Source organism: Streptomyces sp. NPDC001904, from assembly GCF_040297005.1.
In the GTDB taxonomy this organism is placed as follows: domain Bacteria; phylum Actinomycetota; class Actinomycetes; order Streptomycetales; family Streptomycetaceae; genus Streptomyces.
The window spans coordinates 30,466-52,160 of record NZ_JBEOYI010000021.1 but is presented as its reverse complement, the minus strand read 5'-3'; the positions used below and the strand labels follow the sequence as shown (position 1 = coordinate 52,160).

Here is a 21,695-nt window from a genome sequence, read left to right as displayed (position 1 = left end):
CTTCACTCCATCGAGGGATCGAACATGCATACGACCTTGGATTAGTCTGGGCGGGAGGTGAGGGTGGCGTGACAACGGCTCTACCAGGCCTCGGTACCCTCTGAGCGTCGACCGACGCCGGCCCTGTACCCACATGGGCCCCATCTGAAATTCAGCGAGGAGCGAACCGCGTGACCGCCGAAACGTCCGTGCCGTCCACAGCGCTGCTGACCGGAGCAGACCGGGACGGTTCCAACTACACCGCGCGGCACCTCCTCGTCCTCGAGGGGCTCGAGGCCGTACGCAAGCGTCCGGGCATGTACATCGGCTCGACCGACAGCCGCGGTCTCATGCACTGCCTCTGGGAGATCATCGACAACTCCGTCGACGAGGCCCTCGGCGGTTACTGCGACCACATCGACGTGATCCTGCACGACGACGGCTCCGTCGAGGTCCGGGACAACGGCCGCGGCATCCCGGTGGATGTCGAGCCCAAGACCGGCCTTTCCGGAGTCGAGGTCGTCATGACCAAGCTCCACGCGGGCGGCAAGTTCGGCGGCGGCTCCTACGCCGCATCCGGCGGTCTGCACGGCGTGGGCGCCTCGGTGGTGAACGCGCTGTCGGCGCGTCTCGACGTCGAGGTCGACCGCGGCGGGAACACGCACGCCATCAGCTTCCGGCGCGGCGTCCCCGGTGCCTTCTCCAAGGCCGGCCCCGACGCCCCGTTCGACCCGGCGGCGCGGCTGAGCAAGACCAAGAGGGTCCCCAAGGCCCGCCAGGGCACGCGCATCCGCTACTGGGCGGACCGCCAGATCTTCCTGAAGGACGCCAAGCTCTCCCTGGACAACCTGCACCAGCGCGCCCGTCAGACCGCGTTCCTGGTGCCGGGACTCACCATCGTCGTACGGGACGAGTTCGGTCTCGGCGAGGGGGGCAGCAAGGGCGAGGAATCCTTCCGCTTCGACGGCGGCATCAGCGAGTTCTGCGAGTACCTGGCGCAGGACAAGGCCGTCTGCGACGTCCTCCGCCTGACCGGGTCGGGCACCTTCAAGGAGACCGTCCCGGTGCTCGACGAGCACGGTCAGATGACGCCGACCGAGGTCCAGCGCGAACTCGGTGTCGACGTCGCGCTGCGCTGGGGCACCGGTTACGACGCGACCATCAAGTCCTTCGTGAACATCATCGCCACCCCCAAGGGCGGCACCCACGTCAGCGGCTTCGAGCGCTCGCTCACCAAGACGATGAACGAGGTGCTCCGCGCCCAGAAGCTGCTGCGTGTGGCCGAGGACGACATCGTCAAGGACGACGCCCTGGAAGGCCTGACGGCAGTCGTCACCGTGCGCCTCGCGGAGCCGCAGTTCGAGGGCCAGACCAAGGAGGTCCTCGGCACCTCGGCGGCGAACCGCATCGTCGCCAATGTGATCGCCAAGGAACTCAAGGCGTTCCTGACGTCCACCAAGCGCGACGCCAAGGCGCAGGCCCGTTCCGTCATGGAGAAGGCCGTCGCCGCGGCCCGGACGCGTATCGCGGCCCGTCAGCACAAGGACGCGCAGCGCCGTAAGACGGCCCTGGAGTCGTCGTCGCTGCCCGCGAAGCTCGCGGACTGCCGCAGCGACGACGTGGAGCGCAGCGAGCTGTTCATCGTCGAGGGCGACTCGGCGCTCGGCACCGCCAAGCTGGCCCGGAACTCCGAGTTCCAGGCCTTGCTGCCGATCCGCGGCAAGATCCTCAACGTTCAGAAGTCGTCCGTCTCGGACATGCTGAAGAACGTCGAGTGCGGCGCGATCATCCAGGTCATAGGAGCCGGGTCGGGCCGGACCTTCGACATCGACGCGGCGCGGTACGGAAAGATCATCCTGCTCGTCGACGCCGACGTCGACGGCGCCCACATCCGGACGCTGCTGCTGACGCTGTTCCAGCGCTACATGCGGCCGATGATCGAGGCCGGCCGCGTCTTCGCCGCCGTGCCGCCGCTGCACCGCATCGAACTGGTCCAGCCGAAGAAGGGCCAGGACAAGTACGTCTACACGTACTCGGACCGTGAGCTGCGCGAAACGCTGCTCGAGTTCCAGCGCAAGGGCGTCCGGTACAAGGACTCCATCCAGCGCTACAAGGGTCTGGGCGAGATGGACGCCGACCAGCTGGCCGAGACCACGATGGACCCGCGCCACCGCACGCTGCGCCGGATCAACATCGGCGAGCTGGAGGCCGCGGAGCAGGTCTTCGATCTGCTGATGGGCAACGACGTGGCGCCGCGCAAGGAGTTCATCAGCAGCTCCGCCGCGACTCTCGACCGCTCGCGCATCGACGCCTGACCGCCGCGGTACCCAAGGGGCGCGCCGACCGGCGCGCCCCTTTCGCGTGGCCTGCGCCTCCACCCGTGGGTGGAGGCGCAGGATCCACCCACGATCCACCCCGGCTCCGATCTCCTGACCTGCACTCTTCCGTAGCGTCGACGGTGTTGAACCACTCCGTTCCGACCGCTCCCCGGAGGCAGTCATGTCCGGCCCGACCGAAGTTCTCGTGATCGTCGCCGTCGTCGCGCTCGTCGTCGTGCGCCAGTTCAGGACCGAGCGCCTGGCGATGGGCCGCAAGTGGTGGCTGCTGCCCCTGATCCTCGGATTCGTGGCGGTCAGTGACGGTTCCCTGATGGACCCGCGGCACACCGCGGCGTCGGTGGTCCTGCTCGCCGTCGAGGTGGTGGTCAGCATCGGCATAGGGATCGGCTGGGCGTTCACCACCCGGATCTGGACCGATGAGCGGGGGGATGTCTGGACCAGGGGCACGGCGGCCACCGCCGGTACCTGGGTCGGGGGTATCGCGGCCCGGGCGGCCGTCGCCGGGGTCGGCCTGGCGATGGGCGTCCACCTCGGCAGCTCGTCGTTCATGCTGGGCTTCGCCCTCTCGCTCCTGGTTCGTACCGGTGTCCTGATGTGGCGGGCCGGTCACGAGCAGGCGGCGTACGTTGGTGCCGTCCCGCAGCCGGTGGGGGAGGGCCACAGGTGAATTCCGGTCTCTGGACGACGTGGCCCACGCGGGAGGCGCTCTCCCGCGTGGGGCGGACGCGCTCCCGGCGCTGGCTCTCCTGGGCGGTGCGGATCGCCCTGGTGGGCACGCTGCTGTGGACCGCGGTGGCGCAGCGCGACGTCGGCCCGTGGGCCGTCGCCGCCGCTCCGGTGGGCCTGATCGCCTGTGCGGCGGCGACCTGGAGCTTCTACTGGATGACGCTGGCCCATCGGTTGTGGCCCTCGCTCGGCCTGCTCGCGCTGCTCCTGCTGGCCGCGGTCGTGACGCACCGCATCGGATTCCTCGGGCCGTCCACCCTCCTGTGGTGCGGCTGCGCCGTCACCGCTCTGCAGCGCATGCCACTCCTGGCCGCGGTCCCCGCCGCCGGTGCCTCGCTCGCCGGCTTCGCCGTCGTCAACCAGGACCCGTGGCTGACCACCGCGGCGATCATGGCGGGGCTGTGCCTGTCCGGATACGTCCTGCGTCTGGACGCCGAGGCCAGGGGCAGCGCGCAGCGCCTGCTGGTGCAGGAGCGGGCGGCGAGGGCAGCGGAGGCCGAATCGGCGGCCCTCGCCGAGCGGGCCCGGATCGCCCGGGAGATCCACGACGTGCTCGCGCACAGCCTCTCCGCGCAGCTCGTCCACCTGGAGGCGGCACGCCTCCTCATCGAGCGCGGCGCCGACCGGCAGCAGATTCTGGACCGGGTCGTGGCGGCACGCGGTATGGCCCGCGACGGTCTCACCGAGACCCGGCAGGCGCTGTCGGCGCTGCGCGGTGAGATGACACCACTGGAGGAGTTCCTCGAAGGGCTGGTCGCCGCCGAGGACGGCGCCACGCTCACGGTGGAGGGCGAGCGCAGCAGGCTGCCCGCCGAGTCCTCGCAGGCGGTGCGCAGAGTCGCCCAGGAGGCGCTGACGAACGTACGCAAGCACGCTCCGGGAGCCAAGACGGCGATGCGGCTGACGTACGAGGCACGCGAAGTCGCCCTGGAGGTGCGGGACTCGGGGGCGACCCGGCCGCGTGCGGAGCTCACTGTCAGTGGTGCCGGTTACGGTCTGTTGGGGATGAGGGAGCGTGCCGAGCTGCTGGGCGGGACGCTCGAGGCAGGGCCGTACGAGGAGGGGTTCGTGGTCATGTTGAGGGTGCCCCTGTGAGCGGGGCCGAGGCGGGGGAGCGCGCGGGCAGGCCGTCGGCCCGCGTGGTGGTGATCGACGACCAGACGGTGGTGCGCGAAGGCATCGTGATGCTCCTCGGGCTGCTGCCCGGGATCGAGGTGGTCGGCTCCGGGGGCGACGGAGAGGAGGCGTTGGCGCTCGTGGCCGAGCTGGCGCCCGACGTCGTTCTGATGGATCTGCGCATGCCCCGCTGCGACGGGGTCGAGGCGACCCGGCGGATCAGGGCCCGGTATCCGGGGACCCAGGTCGTCATTCTGACCACGTACGCCGATGACGAGTCGCTGTTCCCCGCGCTCACGGCGGGAGCACGGGGATATCTCACGAAGGACGCGGGCGGCGACGAGATCGTCAAGGCCGTCGAGAATGTGCTGTCCGGTGACGCCGGACTCTCCCCGAGAATCCAGCGGAGGCTGCTGGAGAGGCTGGCGCGGCCCGAGCCCGTGGCGGCGCCCGGGCCGACGGAACCGCCCGACGGGCTCACGGCGCGGGAGGCGGAGGTCATTGGCCTCATCGCGGACGGGCTGACGAACCAGGAGATCGCCAGGGCGCTCCACGTGTCCACCGCGACGGTGAAAACGCACATTAATAATCTGTTCGCGAAAACGGGCCTCAAGGACCGTGCGCAGGCGATGCGTTACGCATATCGGCACGGGCTTGCGAACCCACCGGAAACTAACCGCACTTTGCCATCACCTAATGGGGTGAACGACTTGTGAGCTGAGTCCAGGATCTTCCCGATCTGTCCATCCTTGGGTCGCGGCCGCAGTGGGCCGCGGACAAGGAGAGTTCGGTGGAGAAGCAAGACGGGCGCGAGACGGCGCAGCCCCGGGCCGGTGATCGCGGTGGAATCAGCGATCCCTGGTACGACGCGCTGGCCTCGGGGTGGGGCGATGTGGACGCCACGGGCGGGCCGGCGCCGACCGTCCCCGCCCAGCCCGTGCCGGAGCAGCGGAGTGCGGCGGGCATCTATCTGGAAGTGCAGCGCAGCGAGGCCTTCCAAGAAGTGCGCAGGCGCTATCGGAGGTTCGTCGTCCCCGCGTGCGTGGTCTTCTTCATCTGGTACGTGGTGTACGTGGTGGCAGCCACGACCGCGCCGGGCCTGATGGCCCAGCAGGTCACGGGCGCGGTGAACGTCGCGATGGTGGCGGGGCTCGGTCAGTTCGCCAGCACGTTCCTGCTGACGTGGCTGTACGTGCGTCACGCGCGGCTGCGCCGTGACCGTCCCGCGCTCGAACTGCGGTGGGACACACAGGAGATGACACGCGGCATCGCAAGCACCGCGAGCAAGAACGCTTCGGCTCGCAACGAGGGTGGTCAGTGGTGACCGGGACGCATCAGACCCTGGCATTGGTGCTGTTCAGCGCCTTCGTGGCGGTGACGCTGGGGATCACGACATGGGTGAGTCGCAACCGCCATGGATCGGCGGAGGAGTTCTACGCGGGCGGTCGCCTCTTCTCTCCCATGGAGAACGGCTTTGCCATTGCCGGTGACTACATGTCGGCGGCTTCGTTCCTCGGCATCTCGGGAGTGATCGCGCTTTTCGGATACGACGGGCTGCTCTATTCCGTGGGCTTCCTCGTGGCCTGGCTCGTGGTGCTCTTCCTGGTCGCCGAACTGGTCCGCAACTGCGGCCGGTTCACCCTCGCCGACGTGGTCGCGGCGCGGATGCGGGAGCGCCCGGTGCGCATCGCCGCGGGAACTTCCTCGGTCACCGTGTCCGTTCTCTATCTGGTGGCACAGATGGTGGGTGCGGGCAGCCTGGTCGCGCTGTTGCTCGGCGGGAAGAGCGGGGGTGCGCAGGCCTGGACCGTCGTCGGTGTCGGCGCGCTCATGGTGATCTACGTATCGATGGGAGGGATGCGGGCCACCACCTGGATCCAGATCGTGAAGGCCGTTCTGCTCATGGGCGGCACGATCGCGCTGACGGTGCTCGTCCTGGCGCGATTCCACGGTGACTTCGACCAGTTGCTGCGCGCCGCCGCGGCACGCAGCGGGCACGGATCCGACTTCCTCGTGCCCGGTCTGAAGTACGGCGGAAGCTGGACCGCCCGCTTCGACTTCATCAGCCTGGGCCTCGCTCTGGTACTCGGCACGGCCGGTCTTCCGCACATCCTGTCGCGCTTCTACACGGTGCCGACCGCACGGGCCGCACGCCGTTCCGTCGTCTGGTCCATCGGGCTCATCGGCAGCTTCTACCTGATGACGATCGTGCTCGGGTTCGGCGCGGCCGCCATCGTGGGCTCGAGCGCCGTCCGGGAGTCGAACCCGGCGGGGAACACGGCGGTCCCGCTGCTCGCCCTCGACCTCGGCGGCGGTGCCAACTCCACGGGCGGCACCGTGCTGTTCGCGATCGTCGCGGCGGTCGCCTTCGCCACGATCCTCGCCGTCGTCGCCGGGATCACGCTGGCCTCCTCCGCGTCCGTCGCGCACGACCTGTACGCCTCGCTGCGGCGTCGTGACCGGACCGGAAAGCCGGTGGGCAAGCAGCGCAGCGAGGTCGCGGTGGCACGGGTCGCCGCGGCCGGCATCGGCGTGCTCGCCATCGCGCTCGGACTGCTCGCCCGTGATCTGAACGTGGCGTTCCTGGTCGGTCTGGCCTTCGCCGTGGCCGCCTCGGCCAATCTTCCGGTGCTGCTCTACTCGCTGTTCTGGCGGAACTTCACGACGCGCGGCGCGGTATGGTCGGTATACGGCGGTCTGGTGCCCGCGCTGCTGCTGGTCGTGCTGTCGCCGGTGGTCTCGGGCAGCCCGACCTCGCTGTTCCCGGGCGTCGACTTCCAGTACTTCCCCCTGGAGAACCCCGGCCTCGTCTCCATCCCGCTGGGCTTCCTGGCGGGCTGGTTGGGCACCGTGACCTCGCACGAGCCCCCGGACGACGCCAAGCACGCGGAGACCGAGGTGCGGGCGCTCACCGGCGCGGGCGCCGTGTGAGCCCACGGCCCCGACGGACCGCACCAGCCGCAGGCGGACCGTCGGGGCCGTTCTCGGGGTGCTCGTGGGGCCTCGTGGGGCCGGGGTCAGGCTCCGGACCTCCGGCGCGGGTCCGCCCAGACGTAGAGATGCTCCGGGCGGCCCGCGTCGCCGTATTTCAGCGTCAGTTTCGCGCTGCCGGTGCGCTCCAGCAGCTTCAGGTAGCGCTGCGCGGTCTGCCGGCTCAGGCCCGTCAGGTCGGCGATCTCCTGGGCGGACAGCGCCCGTTCGGCGTCGACCAGCGTCCTGCGGACCAGCTCCGCCGTGCTCGGCGAGTGCCCCTTGGGCAGCTCGGGCTGCGCCCCGGCCGCCGAGAGGGCGGCGAAGATCCGGTCCACCTGGGCCTGTTCGGCCTCACCGCCGCCCGCGAAGGTGTGCCGCAGCGCCAGGTACGCCTCCAGCTTGGCGCGCAGACCGGCGAACGCGAACGGCTTGACCAGGTACTGCAGCGCCCCCTGGCGCATCGCCGCCTGCACCGTGGCCACGTCACGGGCCGCGGTCACCATGATCACATCGGTCTGGTGGCCGCGCCGGCGCATCTCGCGCACCAGGTCGAGCCCCGTCTCGTCGGGCAGATAGTGATCCAGGAGCACCAGGTCGATCCCGGGCCGCTCCTCCACCATCCGCAGCGCGTCGGCCGCGTTGTGCGCCTCGCCGACGACCCGGAATCCCGCGACCTTCGCCACGTACGCGGCATTGACCCGGGCCACCCGGGTGTCGTCGTCCACGACCAGGACCTCGATCGGTGCGGCGGCCGATGCGCCGGTCGATGCGCCGGTCGCTGCGGCGTTCGGTACGTGGTTCATCGCGACTCCTCCGTCGCCAGGGTGCCCGCGCCGTCGTGCTCGGCGCCGGAGGCCGGTTCGGTGAGGGCGTCGGGCAGCACGATCGTGAACAGGGCTCCGCCGCCGTCGGCCGTCGTGACCGTGGCGCGGCCGCCCTGCCGCTCCGCCAGCCGGCGCACCAGGGCCAGACCGATGCCGCGCTTGCCGTGCGCGGGCGGCTTCTTCGTGGACCAGCCCTCGGTGAAGATCAACTCCCTCTGCTCCCGGGGGATTCCGGGTCCGGTGTCCCGCACGCGCACGACCGCCGTGGTCCCCTCCGCACGCAATTCGACCTCCACACGCGCGTGCGGGGTGCCCGCGACGGCGTCCAGCGCGTTGTCGACCAGATTGCCCACCGCCGTCACCAGACCGCGCGGATCGATCAGCCGGTCGGGCAGCAGCGTGCGGTCGGAGACCAACAGGGCCACGCCACGCTCGGCCGCCACGGACGCCTTGCCGACGAGCAGCGCGGCCAGCAGCGGATCGTGGATCTTCTCGGTGACCTGCTCCGCGGTCGCCCTGTGGTCGCCGACCACCTCGCCCACGAACTCCACGGCGTCCTCGTACATCTCCAGCTCCAGCAGCCCCAGCAGGGTGTGCAGGTGGTTGGCGTGCTCGTGGTCCTGGGCGCGCAGTGCGTCGATCAGGCCGCGTGTGGAGTCGAGTTCGCGGCCGAGCTGCTCCAGTTCGGTCCGGTCGCGCAGGGTGGCGACGGCGCCCCCGTCGTGCGTGGGCATCCGGTTGGCGACCAGAACGCGCTGGCCGCGCACGGTCAGCAGATCGGTGCCGGCGACCCGGCCCCCGAGCACTTCGGCCGTCCGCCCGGGGCCGAGCACCGTTTCCAGCGGCTGTCCGATCGACGCCGCGTCGAGGCCGAGCAGCCGCTGCGCTTCGTCGTTCAGCAGCCGGACGCGGCCACCGCGGTCCAGGGCGACGACACCCTCCCGGATGCCGTGCAGCATCGCCTCGCGCTCGGCCAGGAGCGCGGCGATGTCCGAGAAGGCCAGGTCGCGTGTCTGCCGCTGGATCCGGCGGGAGATCAGATAGGCGGCGAGCGCGCCGACGGCCAGCGCTCCGCCCGCGTACGCGAAGAGGCCGGGGATCGCGTGGACGAGGCGGGCCCGGACGCTGTCGTACTCGATGCCGACCGACACCGCGCCCACGATGGTGCCGTCACGGCCCCTCAGGGGCACTTTGCCGCGCGCGGAGCGGCCCAGGGTCCCGTCGTCGATCTGCATCACGTCGTGGCCCTCCAGCGCCTCGCTGGGGTCCGTCGAGACGACCTTGCCGACCTGTGCGGTGTCGGGGTGGGACCAGCGCACCCCCTTCTTGTTCATGATCACGACGTACTCGGCGCCGCTGCCGCGCCGGATCCGCTCCGCCGCGGCCTGCACGGGCCCGCCGATCGTGGGCCGCGTGGACCGCAGATCGTCGGCGATCCGCGGCTGGGCCGCGGTGGTCTGCGCGATGGCCAGTGCCCGCCGCATCGCCTGGTCGTCCAGCTGGTCGCTCAGGGGCGCCAAGAACAGCCCGGTGGCGAGCACGGCGACACCGGCCGCGATCGCCAGCTGCATGACCAGTACCTGCGCGAACACGCGCCGGGGCAGGCCGAGACGCAGGCGGCGGGCGGGGGAAGTCGTGCTCATGATGACGAACGGTACGGGCCCGTGGGTCCCCGTCGAACACCGTGTGGCGCGGATCTCCTACGACGCCCGAACCCCATCTCGTACGACCCCGAACGAGTCCGAACGAGCCGGAACCGAGCCCGTAGAGGCACGTACCCCGTCACACGTACCCCGTCAGCCGAGAGGCGCGGAGACCTCCCGCACCTCCACGACGTCCATGCGGGCCGGTGATCCGAGGGCGGCACCACAGCTCTCGGGACGCGGCGGCGCGGACGTCCCTTGAGCCACCGTGACCTGCCACCGGCGCCCGTCGACGTGCGCGAGCGCCACCTCCCAGCACGGGAGGTCGCCCTCCACCGCCTCCGTGCGTACGACCGTCAGAGCGTCGGCGGCGTCCTCGCGGGCGGCCCTGCGCACCGCGAGCTCCGCCGCCTGACCGGGGCGGTCCCAGGCGGAGCTGCCACGGCACCCCTCGGTGACGACGCGGCCCGTACGGACCGCCTGCAGGATCTCCTTCACCTCCGCGGCCGTGGACCTTCCGTAGGCGTAGCCGTACGGCAGCACCAGGAGGGTGGGGGAGAAGCGGTGGCCGCCGAGGTGGGTGACCTCCCAGACGCCCTCCTCGCCGGAGAGCGCGAGTTCGGCGGCGAGCGGTCTGCCCAGGACGGCGCAGCAGCGGTCGCGCTTTCCGTTCGTGCAGACGAGCGCGAGCGGAGCACCCTGGTGGGGCGTGCCGAAGCCGCCGTGAACACCCGCCCCCAGAGCGGCGAAGTCGAGTGCGAGCAACTCCTCGGGAGCCGTGATCGTGGCGCTGCGCAGCCAGGCGTCACCGGGAGCGGTGTGGGCGACGTACACCTGACGCCGCGGCTGTCCGTGGCGGTCCGCGTGCCGGCCGGGGCGGCGCACGAGTGCGACGCGGACGCCGGTGCCTTCGGCGGCCGCCTCCAGGGCGCGTCCCACCTCGGGGTCGAGGTGGCTGGAGGTCAGGGCCTTGGCGCCCCAGGGGCCCGACTGCTCGATCAGCAGCCAGGTCCGGGCGGTGGCCGCGGTTCCCGCGAGAGGTTCGTCGAGATCCCGCGAGGCGGTCGTGCACGTACTCACACAGGGCAGCCTAATCCGCTCCGGCGATCACTCCTGCCCCGGTGGCGCGGGCAGGGGCTGCGGTGGACGCGCGCCCACGTAGTGGCCCGTGGGCCGCATCCGCAGCGGCCGTTCCCCGTACTCCTCCATGGCGTGGGCGATCCAGCCCGCGGTGCGTGCGACGGCGAACAGCGTCTCGCCCGCCTCGGCCGGCATTCCGGAGGAGGCCGTGAACACGGCGAGCGCGAGGTCCACGTTGGCGTGCAGATCGGTGTGGCGGGCCGTCGTCGCCACCACGTCACGGGCGGCGGCCAGCGCGGGCCGCGCCCCGGGCAGTTCCTCCAACGCCGCGAACAGCGCCTGCGCGCGCGGATCCTCGCCCCGGTAGAGACGGTGCCCGAGCCCGGGGACGCGGCGCCCGGCGCGCAGTTCGTCGGAGACCACCGGTCCCGCGCCGCCGCGGTCCAGGACGTCGAGGAGCATCCGGTGGGCCAGGCCGCTCGCCGCGCCGTGCAGGGGCCCCTCCAGGACGCCCAGCCCCGCGGAGACGGCCGCGTACGCGTGCGCGCGCGCCGACGCCGCCACACGGACGGCGAGTGTCGAGGCGGCGAGGTCGTGGTCGGCGAGCAGGGCGAGGGCCATGTCGAGAACGCGCAGGGACGCCTCGTCGGGCATCTTGTGGGACAGCCGGCCCCACAGCCGCCGCGCGATCGGTTCACCGTCGGCGTACGTGGACCTCACCAGGGGCAGGGCGGTCGCGAGCGTCGGGATGAGGGAGCGCGCGGCGCCGAGGACGGACTCCTCGGACAGGTCGTAGCGCAGCGGGTCGGCGGTGGCGGCGGCGACGGCCGCGACCCGCAACCGGTCCACGGGACTCGTGAATTCGGGCAGCGCGGCCACCGCGCGCGCGGCCGCGGCGCGGGACTCCTTCGGGGCGGTGAACCGGGCGCCGGGGCGCAGGGTCCCGGTCCACAGCCACTCCGCCACCTCCTCGTAGGAGTGACGCTTCGCGAGCTCCACGGCATCGACCCCCCGGAAGAAGTACCTGTCCGCGTCGATGAGGGTGAGGCGGGTGCGCACCGTCAGCTCGTTCGCCGCCGAACCCGTCGTGCTCTCGCGCTTGTTGCGACGGGCCAGGGCCTCGACCTCGGTGGCGTCGAAGGTGCTGCCGCGCCTGCCCTCGCCGCGCCGGCTCGTGAGCTGTCCCCGGCTCACGTACGCGTACACCGTCTCGGGTTTCACGCCGAGGAGCTCGGCGGTCTCCCTGGTGCTCAGCCGACGAGATGGACGGGTGGTGGGCGGCGGTCCCGGTTCCTGATCCCTCATGTGCGTCACCGTATCCGGACGGCAATAGGTTGATTGAATCAATATTGACAGAGATCGAGTCAAGCATGGACAGTCGAATCAAGTAAAGGGAGGAAACATGCCGATCAACGGGACCACGGCCACCCCTGTCGTCGACGTACCGCGCGGGCTCGCCGGTGTCGTCGTCACCGACACCACGCTCGGGGATGTCAGGGGACGTGAGGGCTTCTACCACTACCGCCAGTACTCCGCCGTCGAACTCGCGCAGAGCCGCAGCTTCGAGGACGTCTGGCACCTGATGATCCACGGCGCACTGCCCGACGCGGAGCGGTCGGCCGCCTTCGCCCGTGAGACCGCCGCACTGCGCACCCTTCCCGACGAGGTGCGCGCGGCGCTGCCCGCCATCGCCCGGGCCGGTGCCCTGTCGGGGCCGCTCGCCGGGCTCCGTACGGCCCTGTCGCTCTTCGGCGCCTCCCGCGGCTTCCGGCCCGTCTACGACATCGATGCCGACCGGCGCCGCGAGGACACCCTCGCCGCGGCCGCCGTGGTTCCCACGATGCTCACCGCGCTGCACCGGCTCGCCGAAGGGCTCGATCCGGTGGAGCCGCGCGCGGACCTCTCCTACGCGGCCAACTACCTGTACATGCTCACGGGTTCGGAGCCGGATCCTGCGCACGCGCGAGCCGTGGAGCAGTACCTCATCTCCACCATTGACCACGGTTTCAATGCGTCAACGTTCACGGCACGCGTCATCACGTCGACCGGCGCGGACGTCGCCGCCTGTCTGGTCGGCGCGATCGGGGCGCTGTCCGGGCCGCTGCACGGCGGCGCGCCCAGCCGTGCGCTCGACACCCTGGACGCGATCGGCACTCCGGACCGCATCGACTCGTGGATCCGCGAGCGGGTCCTGGCCGGTGACCGGATCATGGGCTTCGGACACCCCGTCTACCGCACGGAGGACCCGCGTTCACGGATGCTGCGCGGGATCGCGGAGGGGTTCGGCGGGCCGCTGGTGGAGTTCGCGGTCGAGGTCGAGCGCCATGTCGAGGCGATCCTCGCCGAGCTGAAGCCGGGCCGTGAACTGCACACGAACGTGGAGTTCTACGCGGGCGTGGTCATGGAGCTGTGCGGCCTGCCGCGCACCATGTTCACCCCGACGTTCGCCGCGGCGCGGGTCGTCGGCTGGAGCGCCAACATCCTCGAGCAGGCTCAGGACCCGAAGATCATCAGGCCTGCGGCGCGCTATGTGGGGGCGGAACCGCCGGTGGCGGTGCCGCCCGTGCGCTGACGTACTGGAGGTGCCTTGCCCGGTTGTCCGTGACTCCTCCGACGAGAGGGCCGACGTGCTCGGAGTGCGTGTCGCGCTCGCAGACACGGTTCGGCCGGCCTTCGGCGGTGTCGCCGGGCAAGGTCTCCTCGGTGCGCCGACGCGCGGAGTCAGAGGTTCGGAATGTCCTTCTTCGCCTTGACGAGCGTTTCGCGGCTGACGATCACGATCCGCTCGTAGTCGGCGACCCCGGCGTCTGCGGGGAGCTCACCCTGGAGTGCCGCTGTGGCCTCGGTGCCGATGACGGCGAAGTTCCCGTCGGACAGCTCGAAGATGTCCGGACAGTTCCCGCCTCCCACGCTGCCTCGGGCGTGGGGAGGCACACCGATCCGTCGGATGATCTGGCTCACTCTTGTTTCCCTTGATTTCTAGGACGGAGCACCGTTGCGTCAAGGCGAGCGAGAGGCTTTGTGGGCGCGCTCGGCAACCGGCGGCAGCAGTGGTAGACCTTGGAACCGCCCGAAGCTGGTGGCTTGCAGGTCGGCGCCTTCGGCGCCATGGACAACGCGGAGCGTACCGGATTCGTAATGGCCCAGGGCCCGCTATAACGAGTCAGTTGGGTGACTCGGGGCTGTCCGGCGGCGTCCCGGCCACCCACCATTCATCGCTGTCGGCGTCGTCCAACTCCTGCAGCAGGTCGTCGATCATGTGCCCGATCTCGGCTTCGTCCGATCCGTGCCGCAGCGTGGCCCGCTGACCGCGGGTCGCGATCCAGTACTCCCTGACGGTGTCGTTCTGCAGCAGTCCGCGCATGTACCCGAACAGCTCGCTGCGGCTGATGTTGCCGATGCGGTGGTAGAACAGCGCGTTGGTGTACAGGGCGTTGGCGAAGAGGTACTGCCGGAGCTTGTCCGCGGGCGGTGGTGGGTCGAAGACGTCCAGGACCTTGGCGAGGTCGGGGTCGTCGATCGCCTTCTTCAGCAACTCCCAGTGGAGGCGCTGCTGGTGAGCCAGATTGAGGTGGAGCCGCGTCATGTCGTGCTGCCGCAGCCGGTCGGCATGTGGGTGACATGTGCCTGGTCGATGGCGTCGTGCCAGGAGGGCGGCGCAGGCTCCTGCCGCCACTGCTGCGACGCTCACTTCGGTGGCGCGCTCCCACCAGCGCCTGCCGCTTGCGAGTGTGGCCATGTCAACCCCCGATTCAGGCGACCGTCCGCCGGTCGTCGGGTGGTGGTCGACGTGTGGAGAACCGGCGAGCAGTAGGCGGTGCGCTTGGCCCTCCCGGATGCCGAGCGGCTCTGATCGGCAGGGAGGCGGAGAGAAGGCGCGCGGAAGGGTACTGGGGCAAACCGGCGCCATGTCCAGACATCTGCCCCGGGAGCGGCGTTAGCAATCGTTCACTCCGCCATCTTTCTCCGCGCTCGTATCCTGGGAGCGGCATTCATCCTTCGTACGAGACCCGGCCGCCGCCGACCCGGTCGCGCCCCGGTGTGAGAGAGGTCGCGCGTTGAGCAAGGCGAACCCGTCGCAGATCCCTGTCGTCGTCCTGGCGGGCTTCCTGGGATCGGGGAAGACCACGCTGCTGAACCACCTGCTCCACCGCAGCGGGGGGACGCGCATCGGCGCGATCGTCAATGACTTCGGGTCCATCGAGATCGACGCGATGGCCGTCGCGGGCCAGCTGGGCGACTCGACCGTGTCGCTCGGGAACGGGTGTCTGTGCTGTGCCGTGGACGCGAGTGAACTTGACGTCTATCTGGACAAGTTGACTCGTCCCGTCAATGACATGCACGCCATTGACGTCATCGTGATCGAGGCCAGCGGGATCGCGGAACCGCAGGAACTGGTGCGGATGGTGCTCGCCAGTGAGAATCCGCGGATCGTCTACGGCGGCCTGGTCGAGGTCGTCGACGCCGCCGAGTTCGACACCACCCGCGAGAAGCATCCCGAGGTGACCCGGCACCTGGGCCTCGCGGACCTCGTCGTCGTGAACAAGGGCGACAGGGTGGACACGGCGGAGCGGGAGCGGGTGCTCGACGCCGTCCGGGCGGCGGCGAAGAGCGCGGCCGTGGTCACCGCGTCGTACGGCCGTGTCGACCCGGAGATGCTCTTCGACTGCCGGCCGGGCGAGGAGCGGATCGGGCAGCTGTCGTTCGACGATCTGCACCGGCACGGCCACGGCGAGGACGGGGCGCACGAGGGGCATCTGCACGACGCCTACGAGAGCGTCTCCTTCACCTCCGAAGTGCCCATGGACCCACGGCGGCTGATGGCTTTCCTGGACAGCCGGCCCGAGGGGCTCTACCGCATCAAGGGGTACGTCGACTTCGGCGCCTTCGATCCGCGCAACAGGTACGCCGTACACGCCGTCGGGCGGTTCCTGCGTTTCTATCCGGAACCGTGGCCGGGCGGCGGGCCGCGGCTGACGCAGCTCGTCCTCATCGGCGCGGGCGTCGACACAGGGGCGCTCGACCGCGCACTCGCCGCCTGCGAGAGCGACGCCCCGCACACTGCCGACGAGCACAGCATGTGGGGCGTTCTCCGCTACGTACAGGACAAGGAGACAGCGGACCTCTAGGGCCTGTCCGGCGCATCTTGTCGCGGGCGCGGGGTCTGGCATGCCGACCTGCGGCGTTGTCGTCGGTTGCCGACGCTCCGCGTCGACGCCCTCCTCCGCCTTGCAGCTCGACGCGCCAGACCCCGCTCACCAGTACAGAAATGCGCGGGCGGACCGGGCTGCGACCTGATCCGCCGGACAGCCCCTAGACGGGGCCCGCCACCACCGCCACCGTCTTCGCCAGCGAGACGCCCGAGCCGTCGCGGCGCGGATCCATCTCGGGCAGCTCGGCCGGGGTGCCGTTCTTCTGCGCCGCGCGCGCGGGCGCCGGTCCTGCCCAGGCCAGGCTCAGACAGTCCTCGCCCTTCAGGAACCGCTGGCAGCGCACACCGCCCGTGGCGCGGCCCTTCCTCGGGTACTGGTCGAACGGCGTCAGCTTCGCCGTCGTCTGCACCGAGTCGTCGAGCGTGCCGCGCGAACCGGCCACCGTGAACACCACCGCGTCGACCGCGGGATCGACCGCCGTGAACGAGATGACCTTCGCGCCGGTCGCCAGCTTCACACCGGCCATGCCGCCCGCGGGACGGCCCTGCGGGCGCACGATGGACGCCTGGAAGCGCAGCAACTGCGCGTCGTCCGTGACGAAGACCAGATCCTCCTCGCCCGTCCGCAACTCGATCGCGCCCACGATCCGGTCGTTGTCCTTGAGGGTGATGACCTCCAGCTCCTCCTTGTTGGCCGGATAGTCGGGCACCACGCGCTTGACCACACCCTGCTCGGTGCCGATGGCCAGACCCGGTGACGACTCGTCGAGCGTCATCAGGCAGATGACCTTCTCGTCGGCCTCCAGGGAGGACAGGAACTCGGAGATCGGCGCACCGCCGGACAGGTTCGGCACGGACGCCGTGTCCGGGAGCTGCGGCAGATCGATCACGTTCAGCCGCAGCAGACGGCCCGTGGAGGTGACCACACCGATCTCGCCCCGGGCCGTGGCCGGTACCGCGGAGACGATCAGATCGTGCTTGACGCGCTTGGCGCCCTCGTCCTCGGCGAACGGCTCGCCGTTCGCCGTACGGGCCAGCAGGCCGGTCGAGGAGAGCAGCACGCGGCACGGGTCGTCGGCCACCTGCAGCGACACCGAGGCGACGGGGGTGCCCGCGGACTCCAGGAGGACCGTGCGCCGGTCGGAGCCGAACTTCTTCGCCACCGAGGCCAGTTCGGTGGAGACCAGCTTGCGCAGCTCGGCGTCCGAGTCGAGGATCCCGGTCAGCTCGTCGATCTCGCCGTTGAGCTTGTCGCGCTCCGCGTCCAGCTCGATGCGGTCGAACTTGGTGAGCCGGCGCAGCGGGGTGTCCAGGATGTACTGCGTCTGGATCTCGCTCAGCGAGAAGCGCTCGATGAGGCGCTGCTTGGCCTCCGCGCTGTTCTCACTGGAGCGGATGATGCGGATGACCTCGTCGATGTCGACCAGGGCGACCAGCAGGCCCTCCACCAGGTGGAGCCGGTCCTGCTTCTTGCTGCGGCGGAACTCGCTGCGGCGGCGCACCACGGTGAAACGGTGGTCCAGGTAGACCTCGAGGAGCTCCTTGAGGCCGAGGGTGAGCGGCTGCCCGTCGACCAGCGCCACATTGTTGATGCCGAAGGACTCCTCCATCGGCGTCAGCTTGTAGAGCTGCTCCAGGACGGCCTCCGGCACGAAGCCGTTCTTGATCTCGATGACGAGACGCAGGCCGTGCTCGCGGTCGGTGAGGTCCTTGACGTCGGCGATGCCCTGGAGCTTCTTCGCGCCGACCAGTTCCTTGATCTTCGTGATGACCTTCTCGGGGCCGACCGCGAAGGGCAGCTCCGTGACGACGATGCCCTTGCGGCGCGCCGTGACGGTCTCCACCGCGACCGTCGCGCGGATCTTGAAGGTGCCGCGCCCCGACTCGTAGGCGTCCTTGATGCCGGACAGGCCGACGATCCGGCCGCCGGTCGGCAGGTCGGGGCCGGGCACGAACTTCATGAGCGTCTCGAGGTCCGCCCCCGGGTGCTTGATCAAGTGCCGCGCGGCGGCGATCACTTCGCCCAGGTTGTGCGGCGGCATGTTCGTCGCCATGCCGACCGCGATGCCCGACGCGCCGTTCACCAGCAGGTTCGGGTAGGCCGCCGGGAGGACCAGGGGCTCCTGCTCCTGGCCGTCGTAGTTCGGCGCGAAGTCGACCGTGTTCTCGTCGATCGAGTCGGTCATCAGGGCCGCGGCGGCGTCCGGGCGGCACTCGGTGTACCGCATGGCGGCCGGGCGGTCGTCATTGCCCAGCGAGCCGAAGTTGCCGTGCCCGTCCACCAGCGGGACGCGCATGGAGAACGGCTGGGCCAGACGCACCAGCGCGTCGTAGATCGACGCGTCGCCATGAGGGTGCAACTTACCCATGACCTCGCCGACCACGCGGGCGCACTTCACATAGCCGCGCTCGGGGCGCAGCCCCATCTCGTTCATCTGGTAGACGATGCGGCGGTGGACGGGCTTCATCCCGTCGCGCGCGTCGGGCAGGGCGCGGGAGTAGATGACCGAGTACGCGTACTCCAGGTAGGAGCCCTGCATTTCGTCGACCACGTCGATGTCGAGGATCCTCTCCTCGAAGGCAGCGTCGTCATCGGGTCGCGGGGTCTTCGTGCTGCGGCGGGCCATCGCTGCTGCGGCTCCTTCACCAACATGAACGGGTACATGAAACGGGAACTGTCGCGGACCATTGTGGACCGCGCCACTGACAACGCTGCTCGCGACCCGTCCGTACCGCGCGGTACGGGGCGCTTCCGGGGGCCGTGTGCTCGCTTACGGCGTAGCCCGGGCGGGAACTTCGCCAGGGGTCAGCACGCTTGCATACAGTGGCAGGACTGGCAGCACTTCTGCACTTTCCGCGATCGAAGGGACGTACATGCCCATGGGTCACACGGCCACCGCCGAGGCCGGTTCCGGCGGCCTGACAGCGACCGAGCACCGGCTGGCCAACGGCCTGCGCGTGGTGCTCTCCGAGGATCACCTGACCCCGGTCGCGGCGGTCTGCCTCTGGTACGACGTCGGCTCGCGCCACGAGGTCAAGGGCCGTACCGGTCTGGCTCACCTTTTCGAGCACCTGATGTTCCAGGGCTCGAAGCAGGTGTCGGGCAACGGCCACTTCGAGCTGGTCCAGGGCGCGGGCGGTTCGCTCAACGGTACGACGAGCTTCGAGCGCACGAACTACTTCGAGACCATGCCCGCCCACCAGCTGGAGCTCGCGCTCTGGCTGGAGGCCGACCGCATGGGCTCGCTCCTGACGGCCCTCGACGACGAGTCGATGGAGAACCAGCGCGACGTCGTCAAGAACGAGCGCCGGCAGCGCTACGACAACGTCCCGTACGGCACCGCCTTCGAGAAGCTGACCGCCCTCATGTACCCCGAGGGCCACCCGTACCACCACACGCCCATCGGTTCCATGGCCGACCTGGACGCCGCCACGCTGGAGGACGCGCGGAGCTTCTTCCGCACGTACTACGCGCCGAACAACGCGGTGCTCTCCGTGGTGGGCGACATCGACCCCGAGCAGACGCTCGCGTGGGTCGAGAAGTACTTCGGTTCCATTCCCGCCCACGACGGCAAGCCCGCCCCGCGCGACGGCGGCCTGCCGGACGTCATCGGCGAGCAGCTGCGCGAGGTCGTCGAGGAGGAGGTGCCGGCCCGCGCCCTGATGGCCGCCTACCGGCTCCCCGCGGACGGCACGCGCGCGTCCGACGCCGCCGACCTCGCCCTGACCGTGCTCGGCGGCGGCGAGTCCTCGCGGCTGTACAACCGCCTCGTGCGACGGGACCGCACCGCGGTCGCCGCCGGCTTCGGCCTGCTGCGGCTCGCCGGCGCGCCCTCCCTCGGCTGGCTGGACGTGAAGACGTCCGGCGACGTCGAGGTGCCCGTCATCGAGGCGGCCGTCGACGAGGAGCTGGCCCGGTTCGCCGAGGAGGGGCCGAGCCCCGAGGAAATGGAGCGCGCGCAGGCCCAGTTGGAGCGCGAGTGGCTGGACCGGCTCGGCACCGTCGCGGGCCGCGCCGACGAACTGTGCCGCTACGCGGTCCTGTTCGGTGACCCGCAGCTCGCCCTCACCGCCGTGCAGCGTGTCCTCGACGTGACCGCCGAGGAGGTCCGGGAGATCGCCGAGGCCCGCCTGCGCCCCGACAACCGCGCGGTCCTGGTGTACGAGCCCACGGGCCCCGCCGAGGCCGACGACGAGACCGCAGCGAACGACGAGGAGGCGGGCCAGTGACCGAGCAGCTCGCGAGCATGGACTTCCACCCTCAGCCGCAGCCCGGTGCGGCCAAGCCCTGGGCGTTCCCCGCCCCGCAGCGCGGCGCGCTCGACAACGGCCTCACCGTCCTGCACTGCCACCGCCCCGGCCAGCAGGTCGTCGCCGTGGAGGTCAATCTGGAGGCGCCCCTGGAGGCCGAGCCCCAGGGCCTCGACGGCGTCGCCACGATCATGGCGCGCGCCTTCAACGAGGGCACCGACAAGCACTCCGCCGAGGAGTTCGCGGCCGAACTGGAGCGCGCCGGCGCCACCATGGACGCGCACGCCGACCACCCCGGCGTCCGGGTCTCCCTCGAAGTGCCGGTCTCCCGGCTCCCCAAGGGCCTCGCCCTCCTCGCCGATGCCCTGCGGGCGCCCGCCTTCGCCGACAGCGAGATCGAGCGCCTGGTGGCCAACCGGCTCGACGAGATCCCGCACGAGAGCGCCAGCCCGGCCCGCCGCGCCGCCAAGGAGCTCTCCAAGCAGCTCTTCCCGGCCGACGCGCGCATGTCGCGCCCGCGCCAGGGCACCGAGGAGACCGTCGCCGCCATCGACGCGTCGGCGGTCCGCGCCTTCTACGAGAAGCACGTACGCCCCGCCACCGCCACCGCCGTGGTGGTGGGCGACCTCACCGGCGTCGATCTCGACGGCCTGCTCGCCGACACGCTCGGCGCCTGGACCGGGAACACCGCGGAGGCGCGCCCCGTGCCGCCCGTCACGGCCGACGACACCGGCCGCGTCGTCATCGTGGACCGTCCGGGCGCCGTGCAGACCCAGCTGCTGATCGGCCGCATCGGACCCGACAAGCACGACCGGGTGTGGGCCGCGCAGATCCTCGGCACGTACTGCCTGGGCGGCACGCTCACCTCGCGCCTCGACCGGGTCCTGCGCGAGGAGAAGGGCTACACCTACGGGGTGCGGTCCTTCGCGCAGGTGCTGCGCTCCGCGCCGGACGGGACGGGCGCCGCGATGCTCGCCATCAGCGGTTCCGTGGACACCCCGAACACCGGCCCCGCGCTGGACGACCTGTGGAAGGTGCTGCGCACGCTGGCCGCGGAGGGCCTCACGGACGCCGAGCGGGACACGGCCGTGCAGAACCTGGTGGGGGTGGCCCCGCTCAAGTTCGAGACCGCGGCGAACGTCGCGGGCACCCTCGCCGACCAGGTCGAGCAGCACCTGCCCGACGACTACCAGGCCCGTCTGTACCGTCAACTCGCCGAGACGGGCACCGTGGAGGCCACGGCGGCGGTCGTGAGCGCCTTCCCGGCGGACCGTCTGGTGACGGTCCTCGTGGGCGACGCCGCGCAGATCGAGGAGCCGGTCAGGGCGCTCGGCATCGGCGAAGTGACCGTGGTCACCGGCTGATCGGCACACCGCGCCGCACCGCATCGGAGCCCCGGCGACCCGTGAGGTCGCCGGGGCTCCGGCGTGTCCGTGATGTCCCTCACGTGAGCAAACGCGATCACCTCGCTTCGTATATGTCCGAAATGGTGTGGAGGTTGCGTGTCTGCCCTGTGGCATGCGCGACAAAAGCCGGGATCCGTTTGTTGATTAAAAGATGTCCCGCTTAGCGTCGGTCCGGCTGTCCGCCGCACCAGTGCCGCGCCCGCGTC

General features: G+C 70.7%; 17 protein-coding genes. 10 read left to right on the top strand and 7 right to left on the bottom strand.

Annotated features, from left to right (window positions below):
• Positions 1-170 precede the first annotated feature (170 nt).
• The 6 genes from ABT127_RS28395 (at position 171) to ABT127_RS28370 (ending at position 7,091) form a co-directional block, all read left to right on the top strand.
• Positions 171-2,294, top strand: coding sequence for a DNA gyrase/topoisomerase IV subunit B (locus ABT127_RS28395; RefSeq protein ID WP_351455822.1), 2,124 nt, complete (start codon positions 171-173; stop codon positions 2,292-2,294).
• A 184-nt stretch (positions 2,295-2,478) separates the two neighbouring features.
• A complete protein-coding gene (locus tag ABT127_RS28390) occupies positions 2,479-2,985 on the top strand; it encodes a DUF1453 domain-containing protein (RefSeq protein WP_351455819.1) in 507 nt (168 codons plus the stop codon).
• Entirely contained in the window at positions 2,982-4,139 is a 1,158-nt protein-coding gene (locus ABT127_RS28385) for a sensor histidine kinase (protein WP_351455816.1), read from the top strand. Before ABT127_RS28390 ends, ABT127_RS28385 begins: the two co-directional genes overlap by 4 nt.
• Positions 4,136-4,876: a response regulator transcription factor gene (locus tag ABT127_RS28380; RefSeq protein WP_351455814.1), complete on the top strand. Its 741-nt coding sequence runs from the start codon at positions 4,136-4,138 to the stop codon at positions 4,874-4,876. Before ABT127_RS28385 ends, ABT127_RS28380 begins: the two co-directional genes overlap by 4 nt.
• 74 nt (positions 4,877-4,950) lie before the next feature.
• Positions 4,951-5,484 carry a DUF485 domain-containing protein gene (locus tag ABT127_RS28375; protein WP_351455811.1) on the top strand — a complete coding sequence of 178 codons (534 nt, stop codon included), beginning with the start codon at positions 4,951-4,953 and terminating at the stop codon, positions 5,482-5,484.
• Entirely contained in the window at positions 5,481-7,091 is a 1,611-nt protein-coding gene (locus tag ABT127_RS28370) for a monocarboxylic acid transporter (RefSeq protein ID WP_351455808.1), read from the top strand. The genes ABT127_RS28375 and ABT127_RS28370 overlap by 4 nt, the downstream gene beginning before the upstream one ends.
• An 86-nt stretch (positions 7,092-7,177) precedes the next feature.
• Here ABT127_RS28370 and ABT127_RS28365 read toward each other — a convergent pair whose 3' ends face one another.
• The 4 genes from ABT127_RS28365 to ABT127_RS28350 form a co-directional block, all read right to left on the bottom strand.
• On the bottom strand, positions 7,178-7,936 hold the full coding sequence (locus ABT127_RS28365) for a response regulator (protein ID WP_351455805.1): 759 nt from the start codon (positions 7,934-7,936) through the stop codon (positions 7,178-7,180).
• Positions 7,933-9,600: an ATP-binding protein gene (locus ABT127_RS28360; protein WP_351455802.1), complete on the bottom strand. Its 1,668-nt coding sequence runs from the start codon at positions 9,598-9,600 to the stop codon at positions 7,933-7,935. The genes ABT127_RS28365 and ABT127_RS28360 overlap by 4 nt, the downstream gene beginning before the upstream one ends.
• 153 nt (positions 9,601-9,753) lie before the next feature.
• The gene (locus ABT127_RS28355) at positions 9,754-10,680 is read right to left on the bottom strand and encodes a ferredoxin family protein (protein ID WP_351455799.1); all 927 of its coding nucleotides are present in this window, start codon (positions 10,678-10,680) and stop codon (positions 9,754-9,756) included.
• 27 nt (positions 10,681-10,707) lie between these two features.
• Complete coding sequence (locus tag ABT127_RS28350; protein ID WP_351455796.1) at positions 10,708-11,985, bottom strand: citrate synthase; 1,278 nt, start codon at positions 11,983-11,985, stop codon at positions 10,708-10,710.
• A gap of 97 nt (positions 11,986-12,082) precedes the next feature.
• On the opposite strand from ABT127_RS28350, the gene ABT127_RS28345 reads away from it, so the two are divergent.
• Positions 12,083-13,252: a citrate synthase gene (locus tag ABT127_RS28345; RefSeq protein ID WP_351455793.1), complete on the top strand. Its 1,170-nt coding sequence runs from the start codon at positions 12,083-12,085 to the stop codon at positions 13,250-13,252.
• A gap of 149 nt (positions 13,253-13,401) precedes the next feature.
• Here the strand turns inward: ABT127_RS28345 and ABT127_RS28340 are convergent, their stop codons facing one another.
• Both ABT127_RS28340 and ABT127_RS28335 read right to left on the bottom strand, forming a co-directional pair.
• Entirely contained in the window at positions 13,402-13,641 is a 240-nt protein-coding gene (locus ABT127_RS28340; RefSeq protein ID WP_351455791.1) for a hypothetical protein, read from the bottom strand.
• A 202-nt stretch (positions 13,642-13,843) separates the two neighbouring features.
• On the bottom strand, positions 13,844-14,419 hold the full coding sequence (locus tag ABT127_RS28335) for a DUF6082 family protein (RefSeq protein WP_351455788.1): 576 nt from the start codon (positions 14,417-14,419) through the stop codon (positions 13,844-13,846).
• A gap of 319 nt (positions 14,420-14,738) precedes the next feature.
• Here ABT127_RS28335 and ABT127_RS28330 point away from each other — a divergent pair, with 319 nt between their 5' ends.
• Positions 14,739-15,809 carry a CobW family GTP-binding protein gene (locus ABT127_RS28330; protein WP_351455786.1) on the top strand — a complete coding sequence of 357 codons (1,071 nt, stop codon included), beginning with the start codon at positions 14,739-14,741 and terminating at the stop codon, positions 15,807-15,809.
• 184 nt (positions 15,810-15,993) lie between these two features.
• Here ABT127_RS28330 and ABT127_RS28325 read toward each other — a convergent pair whose 3' ends face one another.
• Positions 15,994-18,459 (bottom strand): DNA gyrase/topoisomerase IV subunit A, encoded by a 2,466-nt coding sequence (locus tag ABT127_RS28325; protein WP_351455783.1) that lies wholly within the window; start codon positions 18,457-18,459, stop codon positions 15,994-15,996.
• 253 nt (positions 18,460-18,712) lie between these two features.
• On the opposite strand from ABT127_RS28325, the gene ABT127_RS28320 reads away from it, so the two are divergent.
• Together ABT127_RS28320 and ABT127_RS28315 are read left to right on the top strand one after the other, a co-directional pair.
• Positions 18,713-20,062 carry a M16 family metallopeptidase gene (locus ABT127_RS28320; protein ID WP_351456019.1) on the top strand — a complete coding sequence of 450 codons (1,350 nt, stop codon included), beginning with the start codon at positions 18,713-18,715 and terminating at the stop codon, positions 20,060-20,062.
• A gap of 17 nt (positions 20,063-20,079) precedes the next feature.
• The gene (locus tag ABT127_RS28315) at positions 20,080-21,447 is read left to right on the top strand and encodes a M16 family metallopeptidase (RefSeq protein ID WP_351456017.1); all 1,368 of its coding nucleotides are present in this window, start codon (positions 20,080-20,082) and stop codon (positions 21,445-21,447) included.
• The last annotated feature ends 248 nt before the right edge of the window (positions 21,448-21,695 follow it).

Excerpts from the sequence above, each read along its gene's own strand:
- ABT127_RS28390 (WP_351455819.1), top strand. The coding sequence starts at position 2,479 with ATGTCCGGCCCGACCGAAGTTCTCGTGATCGTCGCCGTCGTCGCGCTC.
- ABT127_RS28365 (WP_351455805.1), bottom strand. The coding sequence starts at position 7,936 with ATGAACCACGTACCGAACGCCGCAGCGACCGGCGCATCGACCGGCGCA.
- ABT127_RS28360 (WP_351455802.1), bottom strand. The coding sequence starts at position 9,600 with ATGAGCACGACTTCCCCCGCCCGCCGCCTGCGTCTCGGCCTGCCCCGG.
- ABT127_RS28350 (WP_351455796.1), bottom strand. The coding sequence starts at position 11,985 with ATGAGGGATCAGGAACCGGGACCGCCGCCCACCACCCGTCCATCTCGT.
- ABT127_RS28345 (WP_351455793.1), top strand. The coding sequence starts at position 12,083 with ATGCCGATCAACGGGACCACGGCCACCCCTGTCGTCGACGTACCGCGC.
- ABT127_RS28335 (WP_351455788.1), bottom strand. The coding sequence starts at position 14,419 with ATGGCCACACTCGCAAGCGGCAGGCGCTGGTGGGAGCGCGCCACCGAA.
- ABT127_RS28325 (WP_351455783.1), bottom strand. The coding sequence starts at position 18,459 with ATGGCCCGCCGCAGCACGAAGACCCCGCGACCCGATGACGACGCTGCC.
- ABT127_RS28320 (WP_351456019.1), top strand. The coding sequence starts at position 18,713 with ATGGGTCACACGGCCACCGCCGAGGCCGGTTCCGGCGGCCTGACAGCG.
- ABT127_RS28315 (WP_351456017.1), top strand. The coding sequence starts at position 20,080 with ATGGACTTCCACCCTCAGCCGCAGCCCGGTGCGGCCAAGCCCTGGGCG.